This is a genomic window from Paenibacillus sp. NPDC101420 (genome assembly GCF_050277435.1).
Classification (GTDB): domain Bacteria; phylum Bacillota; class Bacilli; order Paenibacillales; family Paenibacillaceae; genus Paenibacillus_AQ.
The window spans coordinates 658,575-675,289 of sequence record NZ_JBNNSE010000001.1; the positions used below are offsets into that span (position 1 = coordinate 658,575).

Annotated in this window: 18 protein-coding genes and 1 pseudogene; 6 read left to right on the forward strand and 13 right to left on the reverse strand. The window is 42.7% G+C overall.

The window, feature by feature from the left end; translation table 11 throughout:
* The first annotated feature begins 120 nt into the window (after positions 1-120).
* From ACQKMP_RS03070 to ACQKMP_RS03090, 5 genes are all read left to right on the forward strand, one after another.
* Positions 121-987 (forward strand): helix-turn-helix transcriptional regulator, encoded by an 867-nt coding sequence (locus ACQKMP_RS03070; RefSeq protein WP_427468801.1) that lies wholly within the window; start codon positions 121-123, stop codon positions 985-987.
* Positions 988-1,234: 247 nt separating this feature from the next.
* Positions 1,235-1,825 (forward strand): YitT family protein, encoded by a 591-nt coding sequence (locus ACQKMP_RS03075; RefSeq protein WP_339247323.1) that lies wholly within the window; start codon positions 1,235-1,237, stop codon positions 1,823-1,825.
* Between the two features lie 96 nt (positions 1,826-1,921).
* Positions 1,922-3,184 (forward strand): DNA polymerase IV, encoded by a 1,263-nt coding sequence (locus ACQKMP_RS03080; protein ID WP_427468802.1) that lies wholly within the window; start codon positions 1,922-1,924, stop codon positions 3,182-3,184.
* Positions 3,185-3,311: 127 nt separating this feature from the next.
* Entirely contained in the window at positions 3,312-4,076 is a 765-nt protein-coding gene (locus tag ACQKMP_RS03085; RefSeq protein ID WP_042187254.1) for a threonine/serine exporter family protein, read from the forward strand.
* Between the two features lie 27 nt (positions 4,077-4,103).
* Positions 4,104-4,529 (forward strand): threonine/serine exporter family protein, encoded by a 426-nt coding sequence (locus tag ACQKMP_RS03090; RefSeq protein WP_042126727.1) that lies wholly within the window; start codon positions 4,104-4,106, stop codon positions 4,527-4,529.
* An 89-nt stretch (positions 4,530-4,618) separates the two neighbouring features.
* Here the strand turns inward: ACQKMP_RS03090 and ACQKMP_RS03095 are convergent, their stop codons facing one another.
* The 3 genes and pseudogenes from ACQKMP_RS03095 to ACQKMP_RS03105 form a co-directional block, all read right to left on the reverse strand.
* Positions 4,619-5,521: a DegV family protein gene (locus tag ACQKMP_RS03095; protein WP_331281430.1), complete on the reverse strand. Its 903-nt coding sequence runs from the start codon at positions 5,519-5,521 to the stop codon at positions 4,619-4,621.
* 330 nt (positions 5,522-5,851) lie between these two features.
* Positions 5,852-6,198 (reverse strand): annotated as a pseudogene (locus ACQKMP_RS03100) (DIP1984 family protein).
* 98 nt (positions 6,199-6,296) lie between these two features.
* Positions 6,297-8,315: a Na+/H+ antiporter gene (locus tag ACQKMP_RS03105; RefSeq protein WP_339247318.1), complete on the reverse strand. Its 2,019-nt coding sequence runs from the start codon at positions 8,313-8,315 to the stop codon at positions 6,297-6,299.
* Positions 8,316-8,565: 250 nt separating this feature from the next.
* Between ACQKMP_RS03105 and ACQKMP_RS03110 the strand changes: the two genes are divergently transcribed.
* On the forward strand, positions 8,566-9,321 hold the full coding sequence (locus ACQKMP_RS03110; RefSeq protein ID WP_339247317.1) for an MBL fold metallo-hydrolase: 756 nt from the start codon (positions 8,566-8,568) through the stop codon (positions 9,319-9,321).
* 74 nt (positions 9,322-9,395) lie between these two features.
* On the opposite strand, the gene ACQKMP_RS03115 is transcribed toward ACQKMP_RS03110, so the two are convergent.
* The 10 genes from ACQKMP_RS03115 to ACQKMP_RS03160 form a co-directional block, all read right to left on the reverse strand.
* Positions 9,396-10,031, reverse strand: coding sequence for an NAD(P)-dependent oxidoreductase (locus ACQKMP_RS03115; RefSeq protein ID WP_042187246.1), 636 nt, complete (start codon positions 10,029-10,031; stop codon positions 9,396-9,398).
* Between the two features lie 21 nt (positions 10,032-10,052).
* Positions 10,053-10,946 (reverse strand): beta-1,6-N-acetylglucosaminyltransferase, encoded by an 894-nt coding sequence (locus ACQKMP_RS03120; protein WP_156113098.1) that lies wholly within the window; start codon positions 10,944-10,946, stop codon positions 10,053-10,055.
* A 106-nt stretch (positions 10,947-11,052) separates the two neighbouring features.
* Positions 11,053-11,928 carry a VOC family protein gene (locus ACQKMP_RS03125; RefSeq protein ID WP_076282982.1) on the reverse strand — a complete coding sequence of 292 codons (876 nt, stop codon included), beginning with the start codon at positions 11,926-11,928 and terminating at the stop codon, positions 11,053-11,055.
* Between the two features lie 148 nt (positions 11,929-12,076).
* Positions 12,077-12,409 (reverse strand): low molecular weight protein tyrosine phosphatase family protein, encoded by a 333-nt coding sequence (locus ACQKMP_RS03130; protein ID WP_179086694.1) that lies wholly within the window; start codon positions 12,407-12,409, stop codon positions 12,077-12,079.
* Positions 12,410-12,439: 30 nt separating this feature from the next.
* Complete coding sequence (locus tag ACQKMP_RS03135; protein WP_076282983.1) at positions 12,440-12,814, reverse strand: hypothetical protein; 375 nt, start codon at positions 12,812-12,814, stop codon at positions 12,440-12,442.
* Positions 12,811-13,557: a Type 1 glutamine amidotransferase-like domain-containing protein gene (locus ACQKMP_RS03140; RefSeq protein ID WP_379421901.1), complete on the reverse strand. Its 747-nt coding sequence runs from the start codon at positions 13,555-13,557 to the stop codon at positions 12,811-12,813. The genes ACQKMP_RS03135 and ACQKMP_RS03140 overlap by 4 nt, the downstream gene beginning before the upstream one ends.
* A gap of 17 nt (positions 13,558-13,574) precedes the next feature.
* A complete protein-coding gene (locus tag ACQKMP_RS03145; protein WP_339247307.1) occupies positions 13,575-14,159 on the reverse strand; it encodes a GNAT family N-acetyltransferase in 585 nt (194 codons plus the stop codon).
* Between the two features lie 61 nt (positions 14,160-14,220).
* Positions 14,221-14,955: a metallophosphoesterase family protein gene (locus ACQKMP_RS03150; protein ID WP_379423486.1), complete on the reverse strand. Its 735-nt coding sequence runs from the start codon at positions 14,953-14,955 to the stop codon at positions 14,221-14,223.
* A 235-nt stretch (positions 14,956-15,190) separates the two neighbouring features.
* A complete protein-coding gene (locus ACQKMP_RS03155; protein WP_042187235.1) occupies positions 15,191-15,613 on the reverse strand; it encodes an Rrf2 family transcriptional regulator in 423 nt (140 codons plus the stop codon).
* A 122-nt stretch (positions 15,614-15,735) separates the two neighbouring features.
* A complete protein-coding gene (locus tag ACQKMP_RS03160) occupies positions 15,736-16,611 on the reverse strand; it encodes a YitT family protein (RefSeq protein ID WP_179085712.1) in 876 nt (291 codons plus the stop codon).
* Positions 16,612-16,715: the final 104 nt, after the last annotated feature.

Sequence of the window (16,715 nt, forward strand, 5' to 3'; positions counted from 1 at the left end):
TCAGCCTTATTTCATACTCGCTAATAATAATTATAGGGGGTAGAATAGATTAAAAATACGAACAGAAGCAACCCCTTTTTTGTACTATTTCACACTTTAGAAAGGAGGGATAATTACAAAATGGGCCTTTCATTTATACATTTCGCTGCGCCGCCATTTCCTTATTTTCTAGAATGCAATCGCACGGTTTATCAACCCGGGGATCAGCATCCAAATAGAAGCCATATTGGGGTGTTTGATCTACTTATTGTAGAACAAGGCTGTCTATTTATTGGGGAGGACCATAATCAATGGGAGGTTTCGGCGGGACATACACTGCTATTGCTGCCCGATCGCTATCATTACTCCGTTAAGCCATGTGATGAGACCACTTCATTTATATGGATTCATTTTCATACCCTTGCAGATTGGTCTAGCTCTGAGGGTGGACCCGTGTATATCAACCGTGAAACACATTTTCGGCAGTTTCTTACTTATCCGTATACCGTTCGAGTGCCACAGTTCGGTCCCCTCCCTGACCCTTTTGAACGGAGTGGACAAGCCGAGATGCTATTACAGCTGTCTACAGGCCGGCGTTCCAGCGCAGTTTGGCAGCAGCAACGGATATTTGAAGAAATGCTGCGGATGATGGATCTGGCACAGCATGATACTTCAGAAAGTCACGCGGTGGAAATCGCAGAGCAGACGGAGACTTATATCCGTAATCATTATGCGGAGCCTCTCTCCAATGCCTCACTAGCGGACGCACTGCATTTTCACTATAACTACCTTACTCGCTGCATGAAACGAGTATATGGGCTGACTCCGATGGAGTATTTGACGGATTACCGTTTGGAACAGGCTAAGCTATTGCTGCTTAAGACTGAGCTTTCTATAGCCGGAATCGCAGAACGTACCGGCTTCGAGAGCGCCGCCTACTTCTCGCGTCGATTTGCTCAGCAGATCGGAATCTCTCCGCTTCGCTTTCGTAAGCGTTACTCCCGTTAAAAACACAAGCAGCACGTCTCCGATTATTGGACACGTGCTAATTCCTCCATACAGTAACATTCATACTTTCATTTCTGAATTGTTTACGCTTAGTTACTTGGTGTCTTTTGAGCGTTAGGAACCAGCTATCCCTCACACACTATGTAATATAAGACTTTTTAACCCTGATTCATAATCAGGTTTTTTTGTTCAACTGCAATTTTTTGGAAGTGACAAGCATATTTATAGACATGCCTTTAATGTGGAGATGTTAAATATGCGGCCATTAAGATACCTTATCATTCTTTTAGGAAGCTTACTCGTTGCTACGGGAACTAATTTTTTTCTCGTACCATATAAAATCCTGGATGGGGGAATAATAGGGATAGCCCTCATTATTAATTATTTATCCGACGCTAAAATTGGCGTAGCTATAATTCTCTGCAGCTTTCCTATCTTTCTGCTCGCTTGGTTAAAGGAACGCGATATCTTTTACAACAGTGTACTCGGCCTATTGATCTCATCATTTCTAATCGAGCTTCTCGGTCCTTTCCAATATCACTTTCTATATTATTTTGAGTTTGGTTCCATTTCTAGCGCCATTATTGGCGGTTTTTTGATGGGAACGGGACTTGGGATTATGCTGCGGTTTAAAGCAAGTACGGGGGGCACCGATCTGCTCGCTCAATTTATAAAAAGGTATGTCCCGCTGAACCTTGGATTCATCATTTTTTTGACCGACTTTATGATTATCGGCGCGGGAGGACTCCTGATTTCCAAGGAAACCTTCTTCCACTCCATCCTCACGATTATCTCTGGGGGCGTGGCTACGGGTCTATGCACACTTGAGACGAAATAAATGGAAATAAATAAGAATACACACGATCATACGTTCGTATTATAATAAGGAGAAAAAATATAAGGTATCTCTACCTCACCTGGAGCGTGTGAACCTATGAATAAAGAGCGTGTCATTATGCTATCTGATTGCCAAAGCTTCTATGCCTCTGTGGAAAAAGCCTCTAATCCGCAGTACAGCAATAAGCCGCTGATCGTTGCTGGAGACCCAGCTAGACGGAGCGGTATTGTGCTGGCTGCCTGCCCTATAGCCAAATCCTATGGCATTACTACCGCTGAGACGTTGAAGGAAGCGCTGGCAAAATGCCCCGAAGTCATCGTGGTCAGACCACATATGCAGCAATATATCGATGTCTCCTCTCAAATCACAGATATTCTACGTAAGTTTAGCGACCAGGTAGAGCCCTATTCTATCGATGAACAGTTTATTGATGTCAGCGGTAGCCTCCGCTTATTTGGCAGTCCAAGGGAGATCGCTACCGCCATTCAGGATCTAATTCGTAGAAACACAGGTGTGCGTGCGCGCATCGGCATTGGATATTCCAAGGTTACCGCCAAAATGGCTTGCGACCTGTGGGCCAAGAAGAACGCGGATGGTATATTCACCCTCGCTAACGAGGAGCTTCCGAATGTGCTCTGGCCTCTCCCCATTAGCGAGCTGTTCATGGTAGGTCGCCGCATGTCCGCCCATTTCCAAAGCATGGGTATTACGACAATTGGACATTTGGCACAGATGCCGCTAAGCGAGCTGAAATGGCGCATGCGGGAGAAATTTCACAAAAAATGTGATATCGACGCCGAGCTATATTGGCGGATAGCCAATGGCATCGATGACAGCCCCGTGAGCCCAAGCACCTATGAAGTCGCACCCAAGAGTGTCGGGCACCAAATGACGCTTCCAAGGGATTACTATAAGCTGCAAGATATTAAGACCATCATTCTTGAGCTATCTGAGCTTGTATGTAGACGTTGCCGCAAATTGAAAGTACATGGTGCAGTCGTGTCTATCGGCTGCCAAGGTGCCAGCTTTGATGACCCCACAGGCTTCTCAAGACAAACTAGAATGAGCGATCCTACAAATGCCACCCTGCTGGTATATGAGGCAGCTCTTTCTCTCTTCAAGCTCCACTGGGACGGTCAGCCTGTGCGTAGAATCCACTTAAGCCTGTCCAATCTATCTGACGAAAGCCAGTACCAGCTAACCCTATTTGAGTCTCGCCCTCGCTATCGTGAACTCGAACGTGCGACCGATGCCCTCAAGAATAAATATGGGGAGACGATCATTGGGCGAGCAGCTTCTTTTACAGATGCCGGGCAGCTTAAGGACAGATCTGGAAAGATCGGCGGACACTATAAATAAAAACTATATTAAAATACACACCATATCGTTTATAATGCTATATTGGGGTTGTTATTTTCACGTAGATGAAGCGACAATCGAAATATGTAAACATAGATAATCACATTCCAGAGGAGGACCGGAGAAGTTGGATAGCACGAGCAACACTAACACTACGTATTATGAAATCGTTGATCTCTGTCTTCTTGCTGGCAAGATCATGCTGCAGAATGGTGCAGAAACATCCAGAGTTGAAGATACGATGACACGAATGGCAGGATCCCTCGGGTTCCCAGGAGCACATAGCTATGTGACGCCAACCGTTATTATGTTCACCACAAATAGAATAGAACCTGTTAAGTTATACAGAATTGCGGAGCGAACAACAGATCTGCAGAAGGTATCGGAGGTCAATGACATTTCTCGGCGTCTAAGCGAACGTCAGATTACAGCTGAGGAAGCTCGTGCAAAATTAGGAGAAGTCGATGAAGCCTCACCTGTCTATCCCGTATGGCTGCAGATCTTAGCAGCCGCCCTTACTGGTGCTTGCTTCACCGTTATGTTTAAAGGCAGTTTGTGGGATGCTCTCCCCGCCTTGCCGATTTCCGGACTGGGCTTCGCTGCGGTCATTTATCTGCATCGTTTAGTGCAGACTAAATTCTTCGCAGAGTTTTCTGCTTCCTTCCTGATCGGACTTCTAGCCTTCTGTTCTGTAAAGCTGGGGATTGGTCAAGAGATGGACAAAATCATTATCGGCTCCGTTATGCCTCTAGTACCCGGACTACTCATTACTAATGCCGTTCGTGATCTGATGGCCGGTCATCTGGTCTCAGGCATATCCAAGGGAGCCGATGCCTTTCTAACTGCATTTGCGATCGGTACAGGTATCGGGCTTGTACTATCACTATTTTAATATCCATGTGAAAGAGGTTAGCCCTTCATGATTTTGCAACTTATAACCAGTTTTATCGCCGCGGCAACCTTCTGTATTCTATTTAATGCGCCTAAGCGCTCACTACTACAGTGTGGTTTTGCCGGAATGGTGGGCTGGATGGTGTATGTGCTTCTTAATGTAGAGTTCGGGCCTGTTGTAGCTACGTTTGCAGCTAGTGTAATAGTGGGCATCGTCAGCCAATTTTTTGCGCGATCCTTCAAAATGCCGGTTATTATTTTTAGTGTAGGTGGTATTATCCCGCTTGTTCCGGGTGGTCTCGCTTACGATGCTATGCGTAAATTTGTGGAAGAGGACTATACTCTGGCTGTTGAAATCGCTGTTCGGGCATTAATGCTCTCTGGAGCCATTGCAGCTGGACTTGTGCTAAGTGATGTAATTGGACAAATGTTCCGTCGTCGTGCAATCAAATAACAGCATACTTCTTCAAAAAAAAGAAATCGCCTGTTGGTACAATGGTGGTCACCCATCCATCTCCCAAGGAGCGATTTCTTTGCTCATCTCTATGCAAATAACGCTTCAGGGAAGACTAAAGGCGCAGCACCCGGATGAATACTATTGATGCTAGTGTTCTTGATCCAGGACAGCCCTACAGTACCCTCACCCGCATGAACAGCCACAGCAGGAATATAGGTCATAATCTCAGTTCGTATGTCAGGCGCCATTGCTTTGATGTCCTCTTCTAGCTTGAGTGCCATCTCTAAATTATTCGAATGCATGATACATACATCACTAACAAGCCCTACATCCTGTTTAAATATCTCCAAAAGCGCTTGTTGCGTCTTCTTCATTGTACGGATTTTCTCCACAACAACGACCTTCCCTTCGTCAAAACGAAGCAGCAAGTTTATACGCAGCAATTGGCTAAGTACAAATTGTGATCCAGAAACACGTCCACTGCGATGAAGTTGTGTCAAGCTTGCAGGAATTAAGTAAAAGGACATATTCTCAATAATATTTTCAATCTTCGCTTTAATTTCTAGTCCAGAAAGACCCTTCTTCTGCCAATGTATACCGCGCATGATCATTTCTCGGATTGGATAAGCGCCAACCTTGGCATCAATTCCAATTACATTGGCCTCCGCTATTTCGGCGCCTTGCATCGAAGCATTGTAAGTGCCACTGAGCTCTGAAGAAAGATGTACAGCAATAATTTCATCGTATTCTTCCTTCAACCGTTCGTATAGCTCAATAAACTCACCGATTGGAGGCTGTGAGCTGCCTACCTTTTCATGCTGGCGCATTTTCTCATAGAAGTCATCGATCGTAATATCTATATTCTCTTTATAACATTCGTTGTTAATAATAATCCGTAACGGAATAATATATACATGATTATTCTTAGCGAACTCCGGATCTATGATACTTGTACTGTCGGTTACCCAGGCAATTGATTTCATGGTCATTTGTCACTTCTCTCTCTCATAAAAAGGAATAGTAGAATGAATGAGGAGACAAGGGCCAAGAATTCCAGACCAGTGAATCACACGCTCATCCTGAATAATCAACTTAAGAATTGAACAGCGGTTAAGTAATCCGCGTATTCGTAAATTATACAGGATAACAAGCGTTAATATAGGCAAAACAGGTCTTTCATGCAAATTTCAATCCATTTAATTCAACATTATTCGACATTTTTTCACATTATATATGACGAATATACCTATCCTAATAGAGCCACTTCATGTTATGAAAAAGCTAAACCACAGCAAAAATATCCCCGTTCCCGGCATCTGTCAGTTTTCCAACTTCAACTCATCCATCTGCTTCTGAATCTGAGCGACATCTACCGTTCTTTGAAAACGAACCTCCGAGCGACTATAACGATCCTGAGTAATGGAAGTCTGTTCAAGCAAATCGCTAAACAGCTTGCGTAGCTGTAGCATTTTGTCCCGTTCCGCTAGCGCATCGGCGATCGATTGATCACTCGGATCAAAATCGTCTGCTCATTCACAGCTCTTTCTAACTCCTGCAAAAGAGCTTCAGGTTGTTCAGCCGGCTCCTCACCCTCTTGAACTTTAACGACTCGCTCCAGCCGCTGCTTTAGCTGAACGATTTTACGGGTTAGATCATTTCGATTCACTAACGCTTCCGCAAGTTTCAGATCTGGACTCCCCCTATAATTTTCTGATAGCTAGCGAATAAGGCTCGTGTGAAAAGATGCCGTGGTGTTCAGCACAGCTAATCCTCCCAAATCGATGTCTCTAAATGATCTACGAACTTGCGTAATTTACCGGCTAGCTTGCGGTTAATGGTTCCATCCTGATACATTTGCTGCACCTTATCCCGCTGCTCTTGAATGGCTTTCAGCTTCATTTCAAGTTTTTGATCATCAACAAGCCCATCCTTTGTCCAGCCTTTCCCTTGCTCCAGACGAGAAATTAACTGCTCATAACTGCATGCAACCTTCTCGGCTGCACTTCGGTTGTTCTCGTTCTTACAGACATTAATAGCAGCTATAGCAGCATGGGCCATGGCAATTTTCGCTTCTCTAGCACACTCAGCCTGTTGCAGCATTTGTTGGCTAGCTTCCCCTTCATTCTGACCTGAGAACATTCCCGCAAACAGTCGTCTGATCTCGGTAATCGATATTCTGATTTGTGAATTTAGACTTCTGGCTAGAAAGACCTCACTATGATCCAAGAATTCTCCCAGCTTCTGAGCCACTGAGGCGGGAATCTCATTGTTCTCTAGCAATCGGTTCAGTTCTTTACGTTCAGCTTGCAGACCCACAATCCTCGCTTCAACACCCAGTCGGCGGAAGTTCTCGAGTGCTGGATCATTCGATTGGTCCTCACGGTTTAGACTATAAACCTTTTCTCTAAATTCACTCAAAGCCGGTTGTGCGGATTCCTTACTTTCTTCTGTCATCATACTTTGCAGCATGGTTAAACCGGCAGCAATAACTTTAGACTTGGCCGCCTGCTCGGCTCCTGTCTCACCTGATTCGGCAACTGGCTCTTCTTTACCTGCTAGAATTGGCAAAAAGATACTAGCGATCAGCAGCGACATTAGAATAACACCTGCGGCGATAAAGATGATTAAATCACGCTCAGGAAATGGCGATCCATCCCCAAGAAAAAAGGGAATCGAGAACGCACCGGCTAAGGTAACCGCTCCACGCACTCCTGAAATCGTGAGGATTAATAGTGACTTAACAGATGATTTCTCCATTTTCCGCAGACGAGATCCTACTAAAGAGAACACATACACCCATACAAACCGTAGTACAAACAGCAGCAAAGTAATGGCTAATACATAACCTACAACTATAAGATTATCCACGGCCGTATCACGGTAGATCACTTCAATAACATCTGGAATAGATAAGCCAAGAATAAGAAAGACCAGGCCATTCAATATATAGAGCAGAACAGACCATGTACTAGCGGATACCAGTTGTAGCTTATACTGCGGAGATACGGCACGGTCCTTCTCAACCGCATGAATAATTCCCCCTGCAACCACTGCCAAAATGCCAGATACCCCTATCTCTTCACTGATCAAATAAATAATAAAAGGAGTTAGGATTTGCAGCAGCACATGCACTGTGATATCCTCCATCCCCAGTCTGCGAATAATTACGCTTAGCCGAATCAGAAGAAAAGCCAATAATGCCCCAACGATCAACCCACCTGCAGCTATAATTACAAAGCTAATGGAGGCTTTCGGTAAAGAAAACATACCCGTAACTGCTGCAGCAATGGCAAAGTTAAAGGCAACAAGCCCGGAAGCATCATTCATTAATGATTCGCCCTCTAGAATGCGGTGAATACTCTTAGGAAGATGCACTCTTCCAGCGATTGCGCTGACCGCGACCGCATCTGTAGGTGACAAGATCGCTGCCAGAGCAAATGCAGCTGCTAGCGGGATCGTTGGAATCATCCAGTTGATCGAATATCCAGCAATAAGCACCGTAGCAAAAACCAATCCCAGCGCCAGCATTAATATCGGACCCCGTAAGTTCCATAATTCATTTCTTGGCGTCCGTTTCCCATCATTGAACAAAAGCGGTGCAATAAACAATACGAAAAACAGCTCTGGTTCCAATGTCATATGTATTCCCAAAGGCATTAACACAACCATTACACCCAGACCAATTTGAATTAACGGTATTGGCACAAAGGGAATAAATCGGTTTATGATGTTGGAAATTGCGATAAGGCCCAGTAGGACGAGTACAACTAGAAAAGTCTCCAAACCACATCAACTCCCTTTTTTATTTGGTTATTATATCGTAAAGCTTCGGGTAAGGGAAAAATATAGAAATAGAAGTTCTCAACAATAATGTCCCCTAGAAATCACACAAAAAATACACCAGATATATATTGACAAAAATATTTATTTATGTTATAATAATAAATTACGCTATTGAAATTACATTTTATTTTAAGTATTATATGCATTAGCCTAACGGCATCGCTCTTATCATCAATCATGGAGGGATCTTATGCATATTGCTAGTGGAATAGAAATGTTAGAGATTACAGCACAGGTTATGGGCGGGAGTGATACGATTTACCCCACGCTGCTCTGGGATCAAAATTCTGCTGTACTCGTAGACACTGGATTTCCGGGCCTGCTCCCAAAATTCAAAGAAGCTCTAAAAGAAACCCATGTGCCTTGGGAACAACTGCGCACCGTAATCATCACACATCAAGATCTAGATCACATCGGGAGCTTACCTGATTTACTGTCAGAAGAATGTCTAGAACTGACAGTTCTGGCTCACGAAATCGAGCAGCCTTATATTGAAGGAGAGCGAATGCTCCTTAAACACACCCCCGAAGCTTTAGCTGCGGCAGAAGCCATGATCCCCCCTCATGTACCAGAGGAATGGCGCCGCGCTTTCCTATCCGTGTTATCTCATCCCCCTAAAGGAAGAGTAGATCAAACCATAGTGGATGGGGAAATACTGCCTCTTGCCGGTGGAATTACGATTATCCATACACCAGGACATAGCCCTGGACATCTGAGTCTATACCATCATGATAGCCGTACGCTAATTGCCGCGGATGCTCTTACCGTTCAAGGCGGTGAACTGCACGGCCCCACTCCTTCGGCAACGCCTGACATGAAGCAAGCTTTAATCTCTCTGACAAAGTTCGCCGAGTATGAGATTGAAACGGTCATTTGCTATCATGGCGGAATTTATCGCGGACACGCAAACAAACGGATTGCTGAAATTGCGGAAGCAAGAGAATAGACTGATGCAAGAAAGCAGAGCCCTTATCTGGCTCTGCTTTCTTTTTATATATAGTCCTTACTCGTTATACTCACTTATGATTCCGAAACAACTGTAAACCGTTCACGAATATGCTGCGGCTGTTCAATTTCATCTACAATAGCAATCGCATAATCTTCATAGCTGACATAGCTCTCACCTTTGGAATTCACAAGCAGATGATCTTTGCCTTTCACATAAGAACCCGTTCTTGTCCCAATTGCAAAATTAGCGGATGGACTAACGAAGGTCCAAGACAGCGAGTCTGTACCTTGCAGGATCTCCAGGTTCTTCCCTTGATTCGTAGCCGTTGGCTTGATAAAGTCAGGGAAATCAGGGGTATCTACCACTTTAAGCGTCTTAGCTTCATCTACATATAAACTTCCCGCACCTCCAACTACAATCAATCTTGTATTAGGGGCATCCTTTAATGCTTCAATAAGCACATTTCCGGCATCCACATGCAGATGCTCTTGTCCAAATGGTGCTCCAAAAGCATTCACAACAACATCAAAACCCTTCAAATCTTCAGCGGTAAGTGCAAATACATCCTTTTCGATGACCTTTGCCTTACGATTTGCAACTTTCGATGCATCCCGTACAATGGCTGTAACTTCATGGCCTCTATCTAGCGCTTCCTGAGTGATTCGGCTTCCGGCTTTTCCACTTGCTCCTACAACTGCGATTTTCATATTATTTCCTCCTGTATATGTTTACGATGTTTTTACTTTAGTATTTATATCAAGGAGATCCTGAACGATGCTTCTGTCGATATCGAGATCAAACTTTCTCCCCCAAAAGCATTCTGTACCCGTACTAGTGATCCGGTCATAATCTTCTATCGTTAGTGTTCTTGGATAATCCGGTCCTGTTTCCCAGTCTGTATACCTCTTAATTTCACTCCGTACATTGTTCTTAAACCCACTATTCAAAATAATCGTATGGAAGAAGATTTCATCTCCACATAATGTGTTCTTAAAAAATCTAACATACTCTGGAGAAGTAGAAGTAAACTCCATGATGTATTCCATACATTCACCTGTAATAGACATCCAGTTAGAGCCTTTATACAGCGATTTTGGCAGAACACCCAACCTTCTATGCAAGAATGGAACGTTCATTACTGCTTTAATATACCTCATTCTAATGGCAGCCATACGCCTGGTTCTTGAGATCAGGAATCTAGGATAATAAACCGACACCCGCTCATAACATCCCCACGTTTCAGAAGTATTCGGTAATTGCTGATGCTTCACAAATTCGTTCCCCTGATTCTTCTTAAAGAAATCAAGAATAACTTCGTTGGAAGCTAAGGGCAGATCCTGACCACTTATGATGTGTATATAATTGAATTTCCCATGTTCTTTGATCAGCGCAAAACACTTCAAAACACATTCAATCTGACTGTAATGTCCCCACCTTACATCAATAGGCTCTTTCACAAAATGAATATCGTTACGATGAGTAATATCACCTTCAATACCACTCTTCTGATCGACATGTAGGAAAAACTCGACGGAGTCATTAGTTAAACTATCGATTAGCATATTGATCTGCTCAGGATTTTTGTGACAAAGGATCACATACGCCATTTTGAATGATTCCAACAACCTTCACCCTTCCGCCCATCTTTTTTCCAAATATTATAAAATAAATGGACAAAAATGGATAGTTCTTTCTATCCAGAAAAAGGTGAATTCGCTGGGTGATTAGTTACTTCGTATGACTTTTCACTATAAGTCTGATTCCAATGTTCCATGGATCTTTGAATGTAGGGGCTCCATTCTCTTCAACAACGGTGTAACCCGCCTGCTTAACACGCTCCACTACAGACGTACGCTCCTCTTCATTCGGAAGAAGTAAGGTGAAATAATCAATTCCTACTGCATCAGCAGGTGCCACAGGTGCGCCTTGCCCTGCCCATATATTCAATCCAATGTGGTGATGATACCCACCTGCTGAGATAAACATTGCCGCACTGCCATAATTAGCTACTAGATCAAAACCAAGCAAACCAACGTAGAACTCCTTCGCCTTAGTTAAATTACCCACATGAAAGTGTACATGTCCGATCACCGTTCCGGCTGGCAGCCCGTTCCATTGTAAACCTTCAGAAGCCGCCAACAAACCATCTACATCCACTGGGTCCGTTGTCATCATTACATGCCCTTCCGCATCATACTTCCATGTATCCCTAGGACGATCTCTATAAATTTCGATTCCGTTGTTATCCGGGTCCTGAATATACAGTGCTTCACTCACCAAATGATCTCCCTGACCCACTTCAATTCCCGATGCGATCAAATTGCGTACAACGAGTCCCAAGCTAGGACGATCCGGAACAAGGATAGCAAAATGATACAATCCAGCCACTGAGTTCGGACGAAGAACCTTTGCATTCTCAATCTCCCGCAGAATCAATAACACATTCTGACCGTCAGCAGTCATTTCCACCTCACGGCCAGATTGCCGCAAGACACTTAACCCCACCACGTTCTGATAAAAAGTGAGCGAACGCTCTAAATTACTTACTCTAATTTGTACCAGACCAATCTCTACATCCGGATGAAGTGTTGTTTTAGTTGTCATTATATTTCCTCCCACTATTCCTGTAACTTAATCAGTTACAAATTAACTATCTTTAGTATAGTTACCTTCTATATGTTTGTCAATTACCAACAAAAAAATCATGCTGACTGATTCACAGCCAAACATGATTCATAAGAACACCTCATCCTTAGGAGTGCCATTCCTGTAAATATTCAGATACACTGGATTCAAGAAGTCCAATTAAGTCTTCATCCATATACTTATAATCATCTGATATATTCAAACAAATTATTCTTTTGCCGATTACACCGTCTCTGAATTTATCTTGAATTCTTCGAACATGCTTCTTCTCCATCACAAAAATAACATCCGCCCAGCCCACATGTCCTTCAGAAAGTTTGATTCTGGCATGATCCTCTGTTCCAGCAGATCTCACTTCATGACCATCAATTCCTTGAAATATCTTCTCCGCAGTTAAACTCCGCCAGCGATTCTGGCTGCAGACAAACAGTAGTTTAATAGAGAGCACCTTCCTTATCCGATTAATACCTTATTTCGTTTGTCGGTTTAGATAAACCCTCCTATTTAAGGAGGCATCCGAAACCCATGTTGTTAATAAGTCTTTGTTAAAAAGATATTCATTACCAACTCTGATATAAGGGAACATAGTCCCTTCAAAAATGCCCGATCTACTTAAATTCTCATGCTCCGTTTTAATAATATTCATCACTTGATCTTCAGTCAGATTTAAGTATAAGGCCGTCTCTTTAATATCCATCAAAAGCTTATCTGCCGTTACTATGGATGGAGTCTGGTCTTGATCAACTTCCAACTCTTTATCGCCATTAGTTATTGAACATCCAATAATAAATGAAATCCCTAGAATAAGACTCGCCACGATAATTGAGATTTGATTAGACTTCATTGATCACCTCCACCGTACACTTCATAAAGAGGTCTGTAGCTTGGGTGTTCTTCGATTTGCGTAACGACAACACCTTGCTCTGAGTCCATCACACGGTAGGCTTTAGATTCTTCTCTTGTCGACATCACCTTATATTCATTATCCTTGTAGATGATGGCACAGTTATTATCCACTGCGATTCCGAGCAAACCTCCGTCTTTTACCATACGCGAAAAATCCTCAACCCGAATATCCTCATTATAATGCGGACAATGAATACCTGGCAGAATCCCCATCGCTTCAAGCTTAATATACTGCCAGTTCCCTTGGTCGTCGAACGCTTCAGAGTCACTATGCCCATATTCAAACCAGCAAATGGAACCTGCACTCAGCCCTGCCAAAATAGTCCCCGAGTTGTACGCTTCTTTTATAAGAGCATCTACGCCGGTATTTTTCCAAATCTCCAGCATCTTTCGGGTATTACCACCACCAACATAAATCAGATCAGCGGATATAATTAACTCTGCGATTTCTTCATGGGTATAGGTTTGGCTCACAAGCAATAAATGACTTGTTTCACATCCTAGAATCTCGCCGTACACTTTGTTGAACGTATCACAATAACCTGGTGCATCACTACTAGCTGTTGGAATAAATAACGCTTTCGGATTAACTTTCTGGGTTAACTTCACAACTTCACGATCCATTTCAAGCGTTTCTAAATCGATTAGCTCTCCCCCACCGATTACCACGATAGTCCCCATAATCTCCCCTACTTTCACTAGGATCTGTTTTCTCCCTTTCTGTATTCCTCTGCAAGAATGCTGTAAATCTCCAAATCAATGAGCCCTTTACCTGACCATACATGGGCTTGTCTTAACGTCCCCTCTTTCAGAAAGCCACTTTTCAAAAGGACCCGCTTGGACCGCTCATTAAAAGGCATGACTTCAGCTTGGATTCGATTGACCTCTGCCGTCTCAAATAAATATTTTTTCACCATTTCAACGGCCTGAGTTGCAATCCCTTTCCCCCAATAAGACTCCGCCAAAAAATAACCAATCGTGACCATATCCACTTTTTGATTAAAATCCATAGCTTCGATGATACCTAGCAGTATGTACGGATTATTTTTACGGAAAATTCCCCACTTCACTCTTAACCCTTTATTAAAATCACGTTCGAAATGTCCGATCATATTCTTTACTGTATCTTTATTATGTTTCGGAATAATTCCGCAGTACTCAAACACTTGATCATTGCTATAAATTCCAAATACCTCTTCAAGGTTACTAACTTCAATTTTTTTCAGTGTTAGTTGTTCGGTTTCTAAAGTAGGGAATTGCTCAAATACATGACTAAGCTTCAATTCGTTCCCTCCGTTACTTTTTGATGTTGCGAATCAAGGTTACCGCTCGAAAGCTCATCTTCTATCCCCGCGCATTCCCTCTATACTGCGCAGTTCTAAGCTCTCGAATATAGGGCTCTGTAGCTGGCATAACTGCATCTATGGCTTGTTGAATGGCTAACTCAATATCATAAGGAACTCTTACAAATTGTATATTAAAAGATGCTGTTGTCAGGCCTCCATACTCCCCCTCCAAAATCACATAAGATGCCTGAGTGACATCTAGAGGATTCCCCACACTGCCAACATTAAATAAAGTCTTCCCTTCTAAATGTTGTATAAAAGCATTGTGAATGTCCCCATAACCTACGATATCCGCTTGTCGCTTCTCCTGGCAGAGATCAGAACAACCAAACATAGATAACCGCTTCTCATAATCGTCCCAAGGCTGAATCCGTTCATAGTAGCTTCGCGGTGAAGCATGAAATAATCGGATAAACTTACCACTCATCATAAACTCAATCGAGAACGGTAATGTACCTAAATAAGCGAGGCGGTCTTTACCTAACAAATTCCGACTCCACCGGGCCATTTCAAAGTCAACATCCTGATTCATTAAATCATCCCAGTTTCCCATAACACTGATTTCACAATTGTTCTTAATGATATCAACGGCTAGATCTGAATTTGGTCCTTTACCAACAATATCACCTAGACAAAATATCCTGCTAATTCCACGCTGCTTAATATCCTCTAATACGGCTGTCAAAGCCGGGATATTTCCATGAATATCTGAAATTAATGCGATTTGTTCCACTGTAAATCCTCCGTTCATTTTCCACTTCAGCATATTAGAGTTTCCCTATATGAAGTATTATCTGTTTTATGCCTTCTAAATACAGATTCTATGATTACGCCCTACTTCCCTTCTTTAAGTCACTACTCTCCTGACCCGAGCCATTCGGAGCCTCTTGATATGTTTCCAATAAAAAAAGACCACAATCACGTTAGCACATGTTGTGGTCTTCATTCTACGTTGCGATATGGAGTGGTTATATTTCAGGCATTTCATTCACAATCTGCTCCAAAGTAACCTCCTGAAGGACATTCTCCATCGCCTTTTGCGCGAGCGAGAATACCGGCACAATGGCGCTGGCTATATTTTTGCCGACTGGACAATCCGGGTTAGGGTGCTCATGAACCGAGAACAACGAATCCTCCTCCACCGCGTTTACTGCCTTATAAATCTGAAGTAGTGTAATCTCAGCGCTACTACGTGAAAGTGAGGCTCCTGCGACTCCGGGGCGGGCCGTTACCAGTCCTGCTTTTTGCAACATACTAGTTAGCCGGCGGATAACTACAGGGTTGGTGTTCACACTACCAGCTATCCACTCCGAGGTACTTTTACCCTCTTTATTACTGTCGATTAACGTTAATATATGAATGGCTACCGCAAATCGGGTGCTGATGTTCACTATAAATCTCTCCTTTTGCCATACTACCCGGCTAGCAACAAGTGCATTAATCAGATGCAACAATAATAGTTACATTTTATGCATTTGTCAAACACTTAAGGAGATGCACTTCAGGATCTTAATTAGTGAATATTATGCTTTTTGAAATTACCACCCTTAACTTCTGCTACATCATATACTACAACAAAAGCGTTAGGGTCAATTTCATGAATGATTTCCTTGATTTTGCTTTCTTCCAGACGGTTAATTACACAGGTAATTTCTTTGAATTGTTCATTGGAGTAACCACCGTATGCATCAGTATAGGTTGCCCCACGTCCCAATCGGTCACGAATCGTTTCCACCATAATTTCCGGTTGAACGGTGATGATTTTGAAAGTTTTAGATCCGCTCAAACCTTCCTCAACGATATGAATCACTTTAGAAGCAATAAAATAAGCAAGTGCGGATAGAATCGCCCCTTGTAGACCAAATGCAGTTGAAACAACAATAAAGACAAACATGTTTAGGAATAAGATTAGATCACTTGTCCCAAAAGGTATTTTTCGTGAAAGCAATACAGCCAACATGTCGATCCCATCTAACGCTCCACCATTACGTAACGCTAAGCCCATACCAAAACCGATAATAATCCCGCCTACAACAGTAATTAATAATGTATCTCCTTCAATAATCGTTGGCACATGGTGCATAAGGCTTGTACCAATGGCTAATGAAGCAATACCGATAATGGAATAAATAGCAAAGCTTTTACCAATTTGCTTATACCCTAACCAAACAAATGGGATGTTAATTATAACAATTAGCAGCCCTAACGGTAATCCAAACAGCTGTGAGCCAACGATACTTAGGCCTGTTACACCACCATCTGAAACGTTGTTAGGTATTAATACGGATTCCAGGCCATATGAAGTTATAAGTGCCCCTATAATAATTAATATGACTTTTGAAAATATCTTCAGCTTATTTGATTTTTGATGCTGTCTTATTCCATGCATTCCATTTCCCCACTTCAAATTAGTTTTTTATATCACTGCAAGTGAAAAACATCCACTGGACAAAAGCCGACAAAAAACAGTCTATAATAAATGTCACCACTTTG

Coding starts and splice junctions, on each gene's coding strand:
- ACQKMP_RS03075 (WP_339247323.1), top strand. CDS start 1,235: ATGTTAAATATGCGGCCATTAAGATACCTTATCATTCTTTTAGGAAGC.
- ACQKMP_RS03095 (WP_331281430.1), bottom strand. CDS start 5,521: ATGACCATGAAATCAATTGCCTGGGTAACCGACAGTACAAGTATCATA.
- ACQKMP_RS03160 (WP_179085712.1), bottom strand. CDS start 16,611: ATGCATGGAATAAGACAGCATCAAAAATCAAATAAGCTGAAGATATTT.
- ACQKMP_RS03140 (WP_379421901.1), bottom strand. CDS start 13,557: ATGGGGACTATCGTGGTAATCGGTGGGGGAGAGCTAATCGATTTAGAA.
- ACQKMP_RS03125 (WP_076282982.1), bottom strand. CDS start 11,928: ATGACAACTAAAACAACACTTCATCCGGATGTAGAGATTGGTCTGGTA.
- ACQKMP_RS03090 (WP_042126727.1), top strand. CDS start 4,104: ATGATTTTGCAACTTATAACCAGTTTTATCGCCGCGGCAACCTTCTGT.
- ACQKMP_RS03110 (WP_339247317.1), top strand. CDS start 8,566: ATGCATATTGCTAGTGGAATAGAAATGTTAGAGATTACAGCACAGGTT.
- ACQKMP_RS03115 (WP_042187246.1), bottom strand. CDS start 10,031: ATGAAAATCGCAGTTGTAGGAGCAAGTGGAAAAGCCGGAAGCCGAATC.
- ACQKMP_RS03070 (WP_427468801.1), top strand. CDS start 121: ATGGGCCTTTCATTTATACATTTCGCTGCGCCGCCATTTCCTTATTTT.
- ACQKMP_RS03135 (WP_076282983.1), bottom strand. CDS start 12,814: ATGAAGTCTAATCAAATCTCAATTATCGTGGCGAGTCTTATTCTAGGG.
- ACQKMP_RS03080 (WP_427468802.1), top strand. CDS start 1,922: ATGAATAAAGAGCGTGTCATTATGCTATCTGATTGCCAAAGCTTCTAT.